This window comes from Mucilaginibacter sp., assembly GCF_028288105.1.
Taxonomy (GTDB): Bacteria; Bacteroidota; Bacteroidia; order Sphingobacteriales; family Sphingobacteriaceae; genus Mucilaginibacter.
Genome location: NZ_JAQBOI010000143.1, coordinates 1 through 17,161 on the forward strand (window position 1 = coordinate 1; position 17,161 = coordinate 17,161).

The 17,161-nt window shown below is 41.6% G+C and carries 9 protein-coding genes; 7 read left to right on the forward strand and 2 right to left on the reverse strand.

Annotation, left to right across the window (positions count from 1 at the left end; translation table 11 throughout):
* Window positions 1-284: hypothetical protein (locus tag JWQ85_RS09905; protein WP_299467431.1), on the reverse strand; the 284-nt coding region annotated here is incomplete at its 3' end.
* Between the two features lie 277 nt (window positions 285-561).
* Here JWQ85_RS09905 and JWQ85_RS09910 point away from each other — a divergent pair.
* A complete protein-coding gene (locus JWQ85_RS09910; RefSeq protein WP_299467433.1) occupies window positions 562-1,881 on the forward strand; it encodes a vanadium-dependent haloperoxidase in 1,320 nt (439 codons plus the stop codon).
* 1 nt (window position 1,882) lies between these two features.
* On the opposite strand, the gene JWQ85_RS09915 is transcribed toward JWQ85_RS09910, so the two are convergent.
* A complete protein-coding gene (locus tag JWQ85_RS09915; RefSeq protein ID WP_299467435.1) occupies window positions 1,883-5,872 on the reverse strand; it encodes a hybrid sensor histidine kinase/response regulator transcription factor in 3,990 nt (1,329 codons plus the stop codon).
* Between the two features lie 190 nt (window positions 5,873-6,062).
* On the opposite strand from JWQ85_RS09915, the gene JWQ85_RS09920 reads away from it, so the two are divergent.
* From JWQ85_RS09920 to JWQ85_RS09945, 6 genes are read left to right on the forward strand one after another with little or no spacing between them, the layout of a single operon-like run.
* Entirely contained in the window at window positions 6,063-9,287 is a 3,225-nt protein-coding gene (locus JWQ85_RS09920) for a TonB-dependent receptor (protein WP_299467437.1), read from the forward strand.
* Between the two features lie 22 nt (window positions 9,288-9,309).
* The gene (locus JWQ85_RS09925; protein ID WP_299467439.1) at window positions 9,310-11,211 is read left to right on the forward strand and encodes a RagB/SusD family nutrient uptake outer membrane protein; all 1,902 of its coding nucleotides are present in this window, start codon (window positions 9,310-9,312) and stop codon (window positions 11,209-11,211) included.
* Window positions 11,212-11,230: 19 nt separating this feature from the next.
* The gene (locus tag JWQ85_RS09930; protein ID WP_299467441.1) at window positions 11,231-11,929 is read left to right on the forward strand and encodes a DUF3823 domain-containing protein; all 699 of its coding nucleotides are present in this window, start codon (window positions 11,231-11,233) and stop codon (window positions 11,927-11,929) included.
* 51 nt (window positions 11,930-11,980) lie between these two features.
* Complete coding sequence (locus tag JWQ85_RS09935; protein WP_299467443.1) at window positions 11,981-13,819, forward strand: glycoside hydrolase family 2 protein; 1,839 nt, start codon at window positions 11,981-11,983, stop codon at window positions 13,817-13,819.
* A 10-nt stretch (window positions 13,820-13,829) separates the two neighbouring features.
* Window positions 13,830-15,893 carry a beta-L-arabinofuranosidase domain-containing protein gene (locus JWQ85_RS09940; protein WP_299467445.1) on the forward strand — a complete coding sequence of 688 codons (2,064 nt, stop codon included), beginning with the start codon at window positions 13,830-13,832 and terminating at the stop codon, window positions 15,891-15,893.
* 15 nt (window positions 15,894-15,908) lie between these two features.
* On the forward strand, window positions 15,909-16,949 hold the full coding sequence (locus tag JWQ85_RS09945) for a family 43 glycosylhydrolase (RefSeq protein ID WP_299467447.1): 1,041 nt from the start codon (window positions 15,909-15,911) through the stop codon (window positions 16,947-16,949).
* Window positions 16,950-17,161: the final 212 nt, after the last annotated feature.

The window sequence follows — 17,161 nt, forward strand, 5'->3', positions numbered from 1 at the left end:
GCGCCCTTATTCAGATATAGTTTACCGGGCACCATATTACCTGCGAAATAAACATCGGGCAACCCGTCATGGTTAAAATCGCCAATGCCTACGCCCGCGCCATTATATAAATAAGGATGATTAAGAATATTTAAGCTATCGCTTTCAACTATAGTATTTTTAAAGTCGATGCCGGTTTCTGATGCATCTAATAATTTAAACAGCGTATCTGTATTTTGTTTTTTAGAGCATGCCGCTAATAAAAAAAGTGCGCTAACCAATAACATGATACACAGTTTTTGCATATAGTTCGACATTTTTATAATTGGTAATAAAGTGATGAATACTTATACCGCAGGTAATTTCAGATATAGGTTTACGCTTTGGTTAAGCTTTAACGTATCGGCAAATATTCAATATTGTACTTGTAAAGAAAATGTATTTAAAAATAGGCTATTCGTCAAATAATATCAAAAGTTAGTCAAAATGTATCGTGGGTTATAATCATATTTTAAGAGCATATATTTACATATAGTTTTGATAAGCGACATTCGTTGCCGTTAAACCTGTTTATAGTTGTTTATGAAGAAAACGTGCATTGCTGTATTGGCGATATTGTTGTTAGCATCTTGCAGGCCAAATAACGATTGGAAAAAAATGGCTGAAAACCCCGGCTTTATCCATCGCTCGGTTAGGCAGGTTACCGATGTAATGCTTCATGATATTTATTCGCCCCCGGTGGCCAGTCGCATTTATGCCTATGTAACCGTTGCCGGATATGAAGCAGCTGTTCACGGCAATAAAAATTACTTATCGCTTTCCGGACAACTCAACGGGCTGGACTCTATACCACAGCCTAATCCCGGTAAACAATATTGTTATACTTTGGCTGCCTCGCACGCTATGCTCACCGTATGCAAGATACTGGTGATGTCGGAAGGGAGAATAGAAAACTTTCACGATAAAATGATGCTGGAGTTTAAGGATACCGGTATGCCGGAAGATGTTTACCAAAACTCTATTGAATACGGAAAGCTTATAGCCGACCGGATACTAAAATGGGCTGGTAACGATAATTATAAGCACACACGATCATTAGCCAAATATGATGTGCAAACAGATGATGCTACCTGGAAACCAACCCCGCCCGCCTATATGAAAGGGGTTGAACCACATTGGAATGAGATACGGCCATTTTTGTTAGACTCGGCACAGCAGTTTAAGCCTGCAAAGGCTGTAGATTTCTCCCTGAAGCCTGAAAGTTACTTTTACAAACTGGCTATGGCTGTTAGAGATACGGGGATGCGTTTATCGCCCGCGCAAACATTAATAGCCAATTACTGGGATGATAACCCTTTTAAGGTAAATAACAACGGGCATACCATGTTTGCCATCAAAAAGATCTCGCCCGGGGGGCATTGGATAAATATAGCAGGCCTTGTGTGCCGTAAGGCTAAGGCAGATTATTTGCGCACAGCCGAAACCTACGCATGCCTTGCTGTTGTAATTGCCGACAGCTTTATTAATTGCTGGGATGAGAAGTATAAAAGCAAAGTGATTAGGCCCGAAACCTACATTAACGAATATATTGATCAAAACTGGGCCCCTTTATTACAAACGCCACCGTTCCCTGAATACACCAGCGGCCACAGCGTGGTATCAAGTGCATCTGCCGTGGTATTAGGCAAAATGTTTGGAGATAATCTTGCTTTTACCGATTCTACCGAAGTAGCATTTGACTTACCGGCCCGGAATTTTAAATCTTTTAAAGCCGCGGCCAACGAGGCTTCTATCAGTCGCTTTTATGGCGGCATCCATTATATGCCATCAATAGTTAATGGTGTTGATGAAGGGGAAAGGATTGGCCGGTTTGCGCTAAGCAAACTTAAAACGCATAAGTAAATTAAAATAATTTGACCTTATTAGCACGTTTACTTTGCTGATACTCTGTAGGGGTGGTGCCAAACTGCTTTAAAAAGTTGCGGCCCAACTGCGACTGTGAACTGTAACCCACCATATTGGCAACTTCATAGATCTTATAATCGCCCTCTTCAATTAATTGAGCAGCAGCTTTTAAACGGGTTATATTGATCAACTCGTGTATAGTAAGGTTTGATATGGCCTTTACTTTACGATATAAAGTAGGTTTACTCATATTCATTAAACTGGCTATAAGCTCAACATCAAGATCGGCGTCCTGTATATTTTTGTAGATAGCAGCATTCAGTTTATCTAAAAAACTTTCATCGGGCTTTGAGTAAGCCATTGTTTTAATGTGTGCCAGCGGAGAGCTTGCAAAGTAATCTTTTATCTTGTTTCGATTAATAAGAAGGTTAGCTATTTGAACTTGTAAATGCTCGGGCGAAAAAGGTTTTTCTATATAAGCATCGGCACCCACTTCCAAACCTTCTATCTTACTTTGCAGGGTGTTTCTTGCTGTTAGCAATATAATAGGTATATGACTATGGTCAAAGTTGGTTTTAAGCCGTTTGCAAAATTCAAAGCCGTCAACAACAGGCATCATTACATCGCAAATGATAAGCTGTACGTTCTCTATTTCTATTTTATCAAGCGCTTCCTGTCCGTTCATTGCCTTAATAACAGCATACTTTTCAGTCAGCTCATTTTCAAGAAAGTCCAGTATCTCCGGATTGTCGTCTACCAATAGTATAAGGGGTTTCATAAAGTCAAAATTATCTTCTCGGTTTATAATGTCAGAATGCTCATAATAATCGGCTGTATTATGAAAGTCAAATTCTTTTTCCTGGTGAATTGGTAATGTAAGAGTGAAGATATTAAAATTATTAACTGAATCACTTAAAAAAAGTAAACCGTTATGTAGCTCGGTTAAGGAGCGGGACAATGACAAACCGATACCGGTGCCGGTTTGCTTTTCGGATTCTTTCATCCTGAAAAAAGGTTCAAATATTCTGTCACGCAGTTCGGGCGGTACGAGGTAACCATCATTTTTAACAACGATGGTAAATGAGGCATTATGGGTTGTAGATTCCATCAACTCAATTTCAATAATTGATGAAGCATATTTTATAGCATTATTGATAAGATTGCTGATGATCTTGGTAAAAGCTTCGATATCTATATAGGCATATAAAGCTTTGTCGGGGCATTTAAGCTCATAGCTGAGATTTTTTTGCTCGGCCATGGTCTTAAACTGCGAATAAGTGTCGTTAAGTAGTTCGGTAATATCTGTCTTAACAAAATTTAAACTAAAGCCATTGGTTTCGGTCTTCCTAAAATCAAGTAACTGATTTGTTAGCTCAAGCAGCCTGTCGGTATTACGTTCCATTATTTTAAGGTTACCCTGTATCTCCGGAACTTGGGCGGCCCTTTTCATAACCTTTTCCATAGGCGCCTTAATCAGAGTTAGGGGTGTCCTTATCTCGTGCGCTACATTCGTAAAAAACTCAATTTTCGCATTGTATAATTCTTTCTCCTTATCACTTTCCAATAGCTGTATAAGGCGCTCATTGTTTTGCCTTATATTGGTGTGATAGCGTCTTAACAAGTAATAAATAATAGCCAAAAATAGTAAGGTGTAAATTATGTATGCCCATATGCTTTTCCAAAAAGGTGGTGCAATCACAATCTCTATGGTAGTTTCCTTATCTGCCCAGACACCGTTGTTATTAGCAGCCATTACAGTAAAGGTATAATGCCCGGGCGATAGCTGCGTAAAGTAAACCTTCCGATTGGTTTTAAGGGCTGTCCAGCTTTTGTCGAGTCCCTTCATTATGTACTTATACTCTGTCATTTCTGGCGAGGGAAAGCTTAATGCGGCAAAATCAATGCTAAATGACGACTGGTTGTGGTTAAGACTGATCTTTTTGGTGCATATAATGGAATGCTTAAGTAATGAATCTTTTCCTTTGACTGAAATTTCGCGGTTGTGCACCTGGAAACCGGTGATATATACAGGCGCCACAAATTCGTTTTTTGTGAAAAGCGCAGGGTTAAAGCTGATCATGCCTTTAACACATCCAAAGTACATAGTGCCGTCTATATCTTTAAAGGCCGAGTTATAATTGAATTGGTCGCTTAGTAAACCATTGGCTTTTGTGTAAATCTTTATATCGTTGTTATCAAGGTTAAGGGAGATGAGCCCACGGGTGGTACTCACCCATAAATTTTTGTTATTATCTTCCAGGATCTTAAAAGTATAATTGCTGGGTAAACCGTTGTTGGAGTCGTAATATTTAAAAGACCTGCGATCCGTATCGTAACACCAAAGGCCCAGGCCTTCTGTGGCAAACCACAGGTTATTGTTGCTATCTTCAAATATGCCATTCACAGAAGAAGTATTCAATGCATCTTTAACAGGATAAGTATAGGGAAGCTTAGTGCTGGTATTATTGTTTATATCATAATAGTAAATGCCGTCCCTAACTGTTCCTAACCATATTTTACCGTTATGATCTTCTATCATCGAATAAAAAAAATCATTGGGCGGCACTTTATCTATCAGCGTAAAATCTTTCTTGTCAGCATTGTATCGGTATAATCCACGGGTTGTGGCCACCAGGATAACGCCTGCACGGGTTTTAAGGAAGGTGACGATAAAGTTGCTTTTTAATGCGTTTTTTTCGGCACCCGCTATAAAAACCTGTTCAACTTTGCCCGTTTTAATATTAAAAATATTAAGGCCGCGCTCAAAGGTGCCTATAAATAAATAATTGCCGTCGGCTAACAAGCCGTGGATATTTGAATTTGATATACCATTGGATGCACCGGGATAGTAATGTGTCCAGGTATTCTTATCAGGCGAGAGTTTGTTTAAGCCATTATCTTCGGTACCCAGCCAAAAGTTACCATACATATCTTTACATATTTCGCGCACTACATTGCCTTGTAAAGTATTTTTTTCTGCCGGGTAATACTTGTTAAATAATGAATGTTGCTTTGGGTAATAGTTTACCCCGCCAAAATAAGTGCCTGCCCATACCCCTCCCTCAATATCTTTATAAAGAATGTAAATAGCATTGTCTGACAGGGAGTAGGGATCGTTATAACGTTTCTTGATATTGGTAAAAGTTCCTTTATTTATGTTGTAGATAAACACGCCCGATTCAGTTGCTATCCAATACTCATTATCATTATACTTTACAAAATCACGTACATATACTTCGGTCTTATCGGCATTATAAGTTAGCATGTCGCGGTAAGTGCCGCTTATGCAATCAAACTGTTTAAAGCCTTGGGTGGTGGTACCAACAAATATTTTGTTGTCGCCCGCGTAATAGATCTTCTCAATATAGTTTGATGCTACCCTGGGGGATTTTTTAAACAGATCGTAGCTGGTGAAAGTACGGCTGGCGGGGTGTAATTTCTCAATAGTACCCGTTGTGGTAGATACCCAAAGGCTGCCATTATTAAAGGCAAGAGATGTAGCTTCGAAATGTTGATACGGCCGGTAATCTGTGATTTTTGCGGTTTTTTTATTGTATTTCATTATAGCAGGCCCGGATATAAACCAGCAGTTGTCATAACTATCCTGAATAATACATCTGATACCCTCTTTCCCGGGGATATTTAAATGTGTAAAAGTTTCTGTATTGGGGTTATAATGATCAACGCCCTGGTCGGTACCTATCCATAAACTGCCATCCTTATCAAGGCTTATGGTGTGCACCATATTGTTCGACAATGTTTTTTTATCGCTCGGATTATGTCTGAATACTTTAAAAGTATATCCATCAAAACGGTTAAGCCCATCTTTTGTGCCCAGCCATAAAAAGCCCTTTTTATCCTGCAGGCAACTGTAAACCGTGTTGTTAGACAAGCCTTGCTCTACCTGGTAGTGCTTAAAATAATACGTTTGCGCACTACACAGCAGCGGCAGCGTGAACAATAAAAAAAGTAGGTAAGTAGGTTTCAAAATAGTGGGCTTAAACAAATATACTTAATATGAACAGAGGTTTTCGTTTAAAAACATATTGATACTTTTTGACTAATTTTTGATATGATTTGGTTAATTACCGGATAATAAATCCGTTTTCTTTACACTTAAATTGAAGTGGACTTCCTCGTGCCTTCAAAAACTAATTTAACCAATAATAAATTTATTTATGAGAAAATCTTTACTGCTCAGACAGGAGGGGGATGTTCGTTCGCATTGGCTGTATGGCTTACGGCACCCTATGTCATTATTTATTATTTGCTTTGTTATCATTTGTATGGTTTTATCAGACAGGGTCTCCGCCCAGGGTCAGATAAAAGTGAGCGGGACTGTGAGCGATACAACCGGTGTGGCGCTTGCAGGTGTAGGGGTAAGGGTACGCGGGACCCAGACGGGTACTGCAACCGATATAAATGGTAGATTTAGTGTTACAGTACCCGATGCCAATAGTGTGCTTGTATTCAGCTATATTGGTTTTACAAGTCAGGAGGTGCCATTAAACGGGCAAACAACCCTCAATATAAGGCTTAAGGGTAGCAGCTCATCATTACAGGAAGTTGTTGTTACGGGTTTCGGTACACAAAAAAGAGAATCAATTACCGGGTCAATTGCCAGTGTAACCAGTAAAGATATTGATAGAGTGCACGCGGGTTCTACCGTTAGTACAAGTTTGGCAGGTAAAATTCCGGGCGTAACATTCAGGCAATCTGAAGGCCGGCCGGGTGCAACAGCCAATATTCAAATACGTAATATGGGCAGGCCATTATATGTTATTGATGGTGTTCAGCAGGATCAAAGCCAATTTAATAACCTATCGCCTAATGACGTAGAAAGTATTAGCGTTTTAAAAGATGCATCGGCTGCAATATATGGTGTGCAGGCAGCAAACGGTGTTGTGGTAGTAACTACCAAAAAAGGTTCGGGCGATGCGCGTATCAACATTGATGCCTATACCGGTTTTCAAAATTTTTACAGGTTCCCTAATGTTGCAACCAACGCTTATGATTACATGCGGTACCTGGCAGAAGCGCAGGTAAACAGCAATGGATCAACCACGATAACCCCCACCGAATTAGAAAAATATAAAGCAGGCACAGAACCCGGTTATAAGAGTTTTAACTGGCGAGATTACATCTTAAAAAGTAATAACAATGCACCGCTTAATTCTGTAAACGCTAATTTTTCGGGTAGTAACGATAGGGTTAACTACTATGTTTCAGCCACTAATCTTTATCAAAACTCACAATTGGGTAAAGAGTACGAATTTAAAAGATCAAACATCCAATCAAACATAGCGGTAAAGCTTGCTAATGGTTTAAGGGCTAATGTAAATATTAACGGCCGTATAGAAACCGTTGAAAACCCCGGCGTACCCGGGCTTGATGATTACGGCTTAGCCAAATTCGCAGTATTAAGGAACACGCCTTTAGAACGGCCTTATGCCAATGATAACCCCGACTATTTAAATGATATTGGCCATACCGAATCAAATTACGCTTTTCTAAACAAAAAACTATCAGGCGTTTTCCATAGCGACAGGCGCGCTTTACAAGCCAATTTTGGCGCAGAGTACGATATACCGGGCGTTAAAGGTTTAACCTTAAAAGGTTTGTATTCTTATTATGTTGAAGATTATTTGTTGAATAACCAGGAGTACACTTATAATGCGTATACTTATCGCCCGGCTACAGATACATATGATGTAACAGGTGGTAGTACAAACCCCTGGAGAGAGCGTGAACAGGTAAAAGAGTTTAATAAAACAACACAGTTGCAGTTAAACTACAATAATACGTTTGGTAAACACACCGTAGCAGGAACAGTAGTGGCAGAGCGTATCGAGCTGCAACATTTAAGGAACTGGATACATGCCTCGCCAATTTCAAATAACCTGCCTTTAATATATTTCCCTACTGCCGACCAATATCAGGACAGGGATGATAAAGAATCAAGGATAGGTTACATTGCCCGTCTTGATTACAATTACAATAACAAATATTATCTGCAGCTATCCGGCAGGCGCGATGCATCCTATTTATTCGCTCCTGATAAACGTGTAGGTTATTTTCCGGGTGTATCAGCAGGTTGGAGGATCACTGAGGAAGGATTTATGAAAAAGCTTCTTGGTGATAACAGTTTTATTAATGATTTAAAAATCAGGGGGTCATACGGCGTGCTTGGGGATGCACGGGATCCTAACAACCCTGCAAATCCTATCATAGCGCCGTACTCGTATTTAACGGGTTACAACTATAACATGGGTACTGCTATTTTAGATGGAAACGCGATTATCGTATCGCGCGACAAAGGCATACCGGTAACCCGCATATCATGGTTAAGAAGTAAAATTACCAACGTCGGCTTAGATTTTACCTTGTTTAATAATAAATTGACCGGTACAGTTGAATACTTTTACAGAAAGCGGACCGGCCTTTTGGGTACCAGGAACGATGTTATTGTACCAATTGAAATTGGTTACTCGCTACCTCAGGAAAATGCAAGCAGCGATGCGCAGTACGGAGAGGAAATTTCACTTTCATACAATTCAAGCATAGGCGATGTGAGGTATAACATTGGCGGCAATTTTTCCTACAGTCGACAAAAAAACTTACAATCTTACAATCCGCTCTTCTTTAACTCCTGGGATCAGTACCGAAACTCAAATGAAAACCGATACGCACATATAGACTGGGGGTACGAGGTTACCGGCCAGTTTACATCGCAGGAACAGATTAACAATTACAAGATAAATAACGATGGTAAAGGTAACCGTACACTAATACCGGGCGATTTGATGTATAAAGATCAGAACGGCGATGGTAAAATAGACCAGTATGACGAACGCCCTTTAGGCTTTGGATACGGAACCCAGCCTAACATTAACTTTGGGTTTTCTATAGGTGCCGCTTATAAAGGATTTGATTTCCATGCTGATTTTTCTGGGGGTGCAGGATATACCTGGTTCCAGAATTGGGAAACGAGATGGGCATTTCAGAATAATGGTAACTTCAATACAATTTTCGCAGACAGGTGGCACCGTGCCGATCCGTATGATGTTAATAGCCAATGGATACAGGGTAAATATCCGGCAAACAGGGTAAACCCGCAATTTGGACATAGCGATTACGAGCTTAACGGCCAACGTAATTCAAGCTTCTGGCTGCACAATGTAAAATATTTAAGGGCCAGAACCATTGAGATAGGTTATACTTTACCGCCTAAGTTATTAGCAAGGGCAAAAATAAAGAGGGCGAGGTTCTATGTGAATGGATATAACCTGTTCTCGTTTGATAACCTGAAACAATATGCCGTTGACCCGGAAACTACCGACGATAACGGCCTGCAGGTGCCTCAAAGTAAAGTGATTAACGTGGGAGTTAATTTGTCCTTTTAATTAACCCTTAAGTTTAAATTCTATGAAAAAGATATTTTTAATAACGATAGTTGCCGGTTTGTTTATTACAGGATCGTGCAGAAAAGATAGTGATTTTTTAGATGTACCACCTAAGCAGGTACTGCCTACAGAGCTTGCATTTTCAGATCCGGCACTGGTGCTTTCTATTTTGGGGGATCTTTATAACCGGACTGTAGATTTTTCGGGGCTTGATAATGGATGGGCATCATTTGTTGATTTTAGTGAGGCATTCCCCTCAGAAAACGGAAGCTACTTTTTTGTACAAAGAACTGGCTGGGGTTTTGGCGAATGGTCAAGCTGGGATTACACCTACATCCGCGACCTGAATTTATTTATACAGCGCGCTACTGCTGCTACTAAACTTACTGATGCTGATAAGACCCGTTTTATAGCAGAAGCCCGTTTTTTAAGAGCCAATTATTATTTTGAGTTGGTTAAAAGAATGGGTGGCGTACCTTTAATTACCGAGCCATTAGAATATGATTATTCGGGCAATGTAACGTCGTTGCAAAAACCGCGCGCTAAAGAGTCTGAGATATATGATTTTGTGATCAGCGAAGCCGAGGCTATTAAAGGCGATCTGCCTAATGATGTCAACACAAAATCGCGGGCAACCACAGGTGCGGCATTGGCCATGGAAGCAAGAGCTGCATTATATGCAGGTTCTATTGCTAAATATGGGGTAACCACACCGCAGGTATCGTTACCCGGTAACGAGGTAGGTATACCATCGGCCCTTGCTGCGGCTTATTATACAAAAGCTTTAACCGCGGCACAGGCTATAATCACTCAAACCGCGGGTAGCTACCAATTATATAGGGTACTGCCAGATCTGAGCGATAATTTTGCAGCCGTGTTTTTGGATAAAAGTACCGTAAACCAGGAAGCTATTTTTATTGAAGACTTTAAAGCCAATGCAGGTAAAACACATGGGTTTACTACTAATGATCAACCGTTTTCCATATCAGACGAGGGTTTGGATGCCGGGCGACTTAATCCATCATTAAACTTAGTTGAAGCGTTTGAAAAATTGGATAATACTTATGCGCCTATCCCAACGAAAGATGCATCCGGCAACCCTATTTATTATACCAATCAGCTTGATATATTTGCCGGCAGAGATGCCAGGCTTGCTGGCACCGTGTTGTTGCCAAATGGTTTATTTAAGGGCAAAAGAACCGATGTTTGGGCAGGTTATCAATTAGCAGACGGCAGTATACTTACCAGCAATGATGCCGGAAATTTAAAACCATTACCGGGCACAACAACCCCGGTACAGGTTACCGGGAAAGATGGCGTAATTAACGGGCAGGAATTTAGAACACAAACCGGCTTCTATATCCGCAAATACCTCGATCCAACAGTAGGTTCGGGCCGTAGGGGTAGGGGCAGCGATGTGGCATTTATTCGCTACCGTTATGCAGAAGTGTTACTTAATGCAGCAGAAGCAGCCTTTGAACTTGGGCAAACCGGTATTGCAGTTGGATATATAAACCAGGTGCGCGCGCGTGCAGGCCTTGTAACTCCGCTAACCGCAGGAGATTTAACGTTTGACAGGATAGTTCATGAGCGCCGTGTAGAGCTTGCCTTTGAAGGCCATACCTTATTTGATATGAAACGCTGGAGGCTGGCGCACGTTGTATGGGACGGTAATCAAATGTCGGTTACAGATTTATTAAGTAACATTGGCAACGCCAGGAAAAGAAATACGCAACCTTATGGCTTATGGCCTTATAAATACTATAATCCGGGCAGTCCTAACAACAACAAGTGGTTATTTAAAGAGGTGTTGCCTTCGCCGGTAACAGGTGCCAACCGTTTCCAACTGGGCAATTATTATTCGCAAATTGGGAACGATATATTATCGGCAAATCCTCTGATTGTAAAACAACCTAATCAATAGTAAAATTTAAAACATGACCATGAAAATTAAATTTCATCATATAATATTAGTAATACTACTTGCGGCCACCGGTTGCAAGAAAGATAATTACGATGCCCCGGCTCAAAAGTTTAGCGGGCGGTTAATTTACAATGGCGAAGCTATAAATTTAGAATATAACCAGGTGCCGTTTGAGATCTATCAGCCCGGGTTTGGTAAGGTTGGCCCAATTAACGGAACTTTTGACCAGGAGGGTAACTTTTCAACATTGCTTTTCAACGGCAATTATAAATTTACTATTCCACCAAATCAAGGGCCTTTCAGATGGAAAGAGATAAGTGCAGGCAAAAGGGACACTTTGGCGGTTACTATAAGCGGAGCCCAAAATATGGATATTGAAGTGCAGCCATATTATATGCTACGCAACGTATCTATTACGGCCGCCGCTGGTAAAGTAACGGGTGTATTTGATATAGAAAAAATAATTACTGATGCTGATGCTAAAAATATAGAAAGAGTAAGCTTATATATCAATAAAACACAATTTGTATCTGGCGCTGATCAAATTGCCGTTACTGACCTTGCCGGTTCAGCTATTCTAAGCCCTAATAATGTTTCTATGTCCGTAGATATTCCATCTATATCGCCTACGCAAAACTATGTTTTTGCCCGTGTGGGTATTAAAATAGAAGGTGTGGAGGATATGATATTTTCACCATTAACAAAAATCACTTACTAATAACAGGGGCCATAAACCATGGCCCCATTTCCTCACTCTTATACGCTACAAATGAAAAGACTTAGTTTAGGCCTTTCCCTGTTATTTTTTGCCCTAACCGTAAATGCGCAGCAAGGCGAATGGCATTTAATTAAAACCAGAATTACTACTCCCTGGGCCGAAAAGGTTAACCCTAAAGCTCCGCTGCCCGAATATCCGCGGCCTCAAATGGTTAGGGGTAACTGGCAAAATTTAAATGGTTTATGGAGTTACGCCATAGTTCCGAAAGAACAGAAGGAACCTGCTACTTATGCGGGAAAGATATTAGTGCCCTTCGCTGTTGAATCGGCCATTTCTGGTGTGGGTAAAACCGTTGGAAAGGATAGTCTGTTGTTTTATAAAACTACTATCAGCCTAAATAAAGACCTTAAAGGCAAGGACGTATTGTTACATTTTGGCGCTGTAGACTGGCGTGCCGAAGTTTTTGTGAATGGCAAAAGCGCCGGTATACACGAAGGTGGGTTTGATCCTTTTTCATTCAATATCACTCCTTATTTAAAAAGCGGTAGTAAACAAGAAATTAAGGTAAGCGTGTGGGACCCTACAGATGATGGCCCGCAGCCACGCGGTAAGCAGGTTAAAAAGCCGGAAGGTATATGGTATACGCCTGTAACCGGCATATGGCAAACAGTTTGGCTGGAAGGTGTAGCTAAAACCCATATTCAGGCTACTAAACAAACGCCTAATATTGACGATAAAACACTCACTATATCCGCAGAGGTTGCCAACAGCCAACCCGGCGACAAATTAAAAATAACTGCATTTGATGGCAAAACGGTTGTTGATGAAAAAATTGTTGACGCAAATGCTACTGCAGTATTGAATATTAAAAGTCAGAAACTTTGGTCAACTACCGATCCCTTTCTGTACGATTTAAAAGTAGCTGTTATTCGCAACAATAAAACGGTTGACGAGGTAAAAAGCTATTTTGCTATGCGAAAGATATCGCTCGGGCCTGATGCTCATGGCATTCAGCGTATGCTGCTTAATGATAAGTTTGTATTCCAATATGGCCCGCTTGATCAGGGTTGGTGGCCCGATGGTTTGTACACCGCACCAACCGAAGAGGCAATGATATATGATATTGATCAGCTAAAGGCCATGGGTTTTAACATGATTCGCAAGCACATTAAAGTTGAACCGGCACGTTATTATACGTACTGCGATAAAATGGGGATGCTGCTTTGGCAGGATATGCCGAGTGGCGACCTTGGTAACGGTTGGGAGAACCGCCCGGGTGTATTAGACAGGGCAACAGATAAGCCGCGTACGCCCGAATCTGAGGGTTACTACCGTAAAGAATGGAGTGCTATCATGAAAGCGCTGCACAACTATCCGTGCATTGTGGTGTGGACGCCATTTAACGAAGCATGGGGCCAGTTTAAAACGGTAGAGATCTCTGAATGGACCATGAAGAATGATCCGTCGAGATTAGTTAATAGTGCCAGCGGAGGTAATTTTTATACAACAGGCCATATTGTAGATCTTCACAATTACCCTAGCCCTGCCATGCCACGCCCGGATCTTTTTGGTAAGAACACGGCGGTAGTATTGGGTGAGTTTGGTGGCTTAGGCTGGCCGGTTGAAGGCCATAACTGGCAGGCCAATAAAAATTGGGGCTATCAAAATTTTAAAAATGGCGACGATATCCTTAAAAAATATATCACTTTTACCACCAGGTTGCAGGAACTGATCAGAGAGGGGCTTTCGGCGGCTGTTTATACACAAACTACCGATGTGGAAGGTGAGGTAAATGGCTTTATAACCTACGACCGAAAATTTATAAAGATGCCTGTAGATAAATTACATCAGGAACACATAAAATTGTATGATCCGGCGTTAGCAAAATAAACACTATTGAATGAAATACTTAAACAGCATTGGCAAACTTGTTTGTTTATCAATTATACTAAACTGGGCCGGGATGGAAACATCGTCGGCCCAGGTAATTAAAGCTACGGTGCTTAAAAAGATAGATAATGGCCAAATAAATGCCCATTATGTAAGTAACCGTGCACCCTTGCAAAAAGCATATTTTGTTAAATTGCCTGTTGGCAGTATTAAGGCAGGCGGATGGTTAAAAAAAGCATTAGAACTGCAACGCGACGGGCTTACAGGCAACCTTGGGGAAATTAGTATCTGGCTCTCAAAAACCAACAACGCCTGGCTTAATAAAGAAGGCAAAGGCGAATATGGTTGGGAAGAGCTGCCTTACTGGCTTAAGGGATACGCCAATATTGGCTATATGCTTGGTGATAAAAAGATGATCGGCGAAGCAAAGTTTTGGATCGACGCTGTTTTAAATAATCAGCGGGACAATGGCGACTTTGGCCCCGCGGTTGAACGTAAAGGCAACCGCGACCTTTGGACCAATATGCCAATGCTTTGGTGCCTGCAGTCGTACTACGAGTACAGTAAAGATCCGCGTGTAATTCCATTCATGACCAAATACTTCAGGTACCAGTTGTCGGTACCCGATAATAAGCTATTGGAAGATTACTGGGAGAATAGCCGTGGCGGCGATAATATTGCAAGTGTATATTGGCTATATAACCGTACCGGGGATAAATTTTTGCTTGAGCTGGCTACCAGGCTGGACCAAAACACCGCCGACTGGCGCCAGGCAAATAACCTGCCCAACTGGCATAATGTAAACGTTGCACAATGCTTTAGGGAGCCGGCTACGTTTTACCTGCAAAGTCATAACCCCCAGGACCTGGCTGCAACTTATAACGATTTTGAGTTGATCCGTACTGTATATGGGCAGGTGCCCGGAGGTATGTTTGGCGCCGATGAAAATGCCCGTAAAGGGTATGATGACCCTCGCCAGGCGGTAGAAACATGTGGCATGGTAGAACAAATGACATCAGACCAGATGCTGCTTGGTATTACCGGCGACCGCTTTTGGGCGGAGAATTGTGAAGATGTAGCCTTCAATACGTTTTCTGCGGCTTTTATGCCCGATTATAAATCATTACGTTATTTAACAGCACCCAATATGGTTATCAGCGATGGCAAAAATCATAATCCGGGTATTGATAACAGCGGGCCGTTTTTAATGATGAACCCTTTTAGCAGCCGTTGCTGCCAGCATAACCACGCCGCAGGCTGGGTTTATTATGCAGAGAACAGCTGGATGGGCACACCCGATAACGGTTTAGTAGCACAGCTTTACACCGAAGGGCAAGTTAACGCCAAAGTTGGCAGCGGTACAAGAGTTAGTATAACCGAAACCACAAAGTACCCATTTAAAGACCAGGTAAACTTTACGGTGAATACAGCTAAATCAGTTTCATTTCCATTATATCTGCGCATCCCTACGTGGTGTAAAGATGCATCTGTTAAAATAAATGGTGTTCCGGTAAAAGTGAGCAGTTCAACCGGCGAATATATACGGTTGGCCAAAACCTGGAAAAATGGCGACAAAGTGACTTTGCATTTACCTATGCAATTAAAGGTTCGGCAGTGGGCGAAAAATAAAAACAGCGTGAGCGTAAATTATGGCCCTTTAACTTATTCTTTAAAGATCGAAGAAAAATATATTAAGGAAGATAGTAAGAAAACAGCTATCGGCGATTCCCGCTGGCAGGTTGGTGCCGATCCTGAAAAATGGCCGTCGTATGAGATCCATCCTGCATCGGCATGGAATTATGGATTGATCGTAGATGAAAAACACCCCGAAAATTCTTTCAAGATCATACACCGCGAATGGCCTAAAGATGATAATCCTTTTACTAATAACGGCGCACCGATACAGCTAGTCGCCAAAGGCAAAATGATTCCCGAATGGACGGTAGACCAGTACGGTTTGTGCAGCGTATTACCACAAAGCCCTGTTAAAAACAGCGAACCGGTAACACAGTTAACATTGGTGCCGATGGGTGGTGCAAGGTTAAGGATCTCATCATTCCCGGTAATTCAATAAAGATCAATAGCGCTAATGAAAACGGCTAAGCTGCTTGGTTTTTTAATATTTTCAATACTATCGGTAACAACTGTCATTGGGCAGCCAAAAGCCGATAGTATTAAATATCAGCCGCCATCACCCTTATACCGCGATCCGATATTCGATGGCGCAGCCGACCCTGTTCTGGTTTATAACATGGCAAAAAAAGCATGGGTCATGCTTTACACCCAGCGCCGGGCAAATGTGCAATCTCCGGGTGTGGCATTCTGTTATGGCACAGCAATAGGCGTAGCTACTTCAGTAGATAATGGCCATAGCTGGGTTTACAAAGGTGCGCTCGATTTGGATTTTGAAAAGGGGATGAACACCTTTTGGGCGCCAGATGTAGTTTACGATAAGGGTGTTTATCATATGTTTGTTGTTTATATACGCGGCGTGCGCAGCCAATGGGGAGGTGAAACACAGCTGGTTCATTATACCAGCCAGAACTTATGGGATTGGAAATATCTTGGCCCTGTTAAGTTGCCCGCTCACGACATAATCGACCCTGCTTTGATCAAGCTTAACGATGGCAAATGGCATATGTGGTATAAGGATCAAAAATTGGGTAGTATCACCATGACAGCCGTAAGCAGCGACCTGGTTAACTGGCAGGTTGCTGATAAACCTGCCATTGGCGGGAAGGCGCATGAAGGGCCCAAAACTTTTAAATTTAAGAATTACTACTGGATGATAACGGATGAGTGGCAGGGCCAGCGCGTTTATCGATCCGGTGATGCCAAAGAATGGGAACGGCAAGGATTGATACTGGATAAGCCCGGCCATCGTAACGAGGACACTCCAACCGGTGCCCACGCCGATGTGGTTATAAGCGGCGGACATGCCTATATTATTTACTTTACCCATCCCGGCCGTAAAACGCACCAGGATGACGGCGGTCTCGACAAGGATGGTGCCTACACTTATTCGAGCAGAAGGACATCCATCCACGCTGCCGAACTGGAATTTGATGGCAACACATTGGTTTGTGACCGCGACAAACCTTTTAATTTTTATCTGAAAACCGATCAATAAGCCACGTAAAGTAGCATGTATGGCCATTGATAACTCTCACCGGATACTGAATATAATACGTCTATCCCCATCTCTATAATAGCCAATTCTGGCTGTTAACATTTGTGCTATAAACTTTAACATCTGTGTTATAATGCCTGGTAGGTCAATTAATAGATTTACCAGATTGTATTAAACCAGTAACCCTAAGTGTTTCTTCTGATTTTTAAATT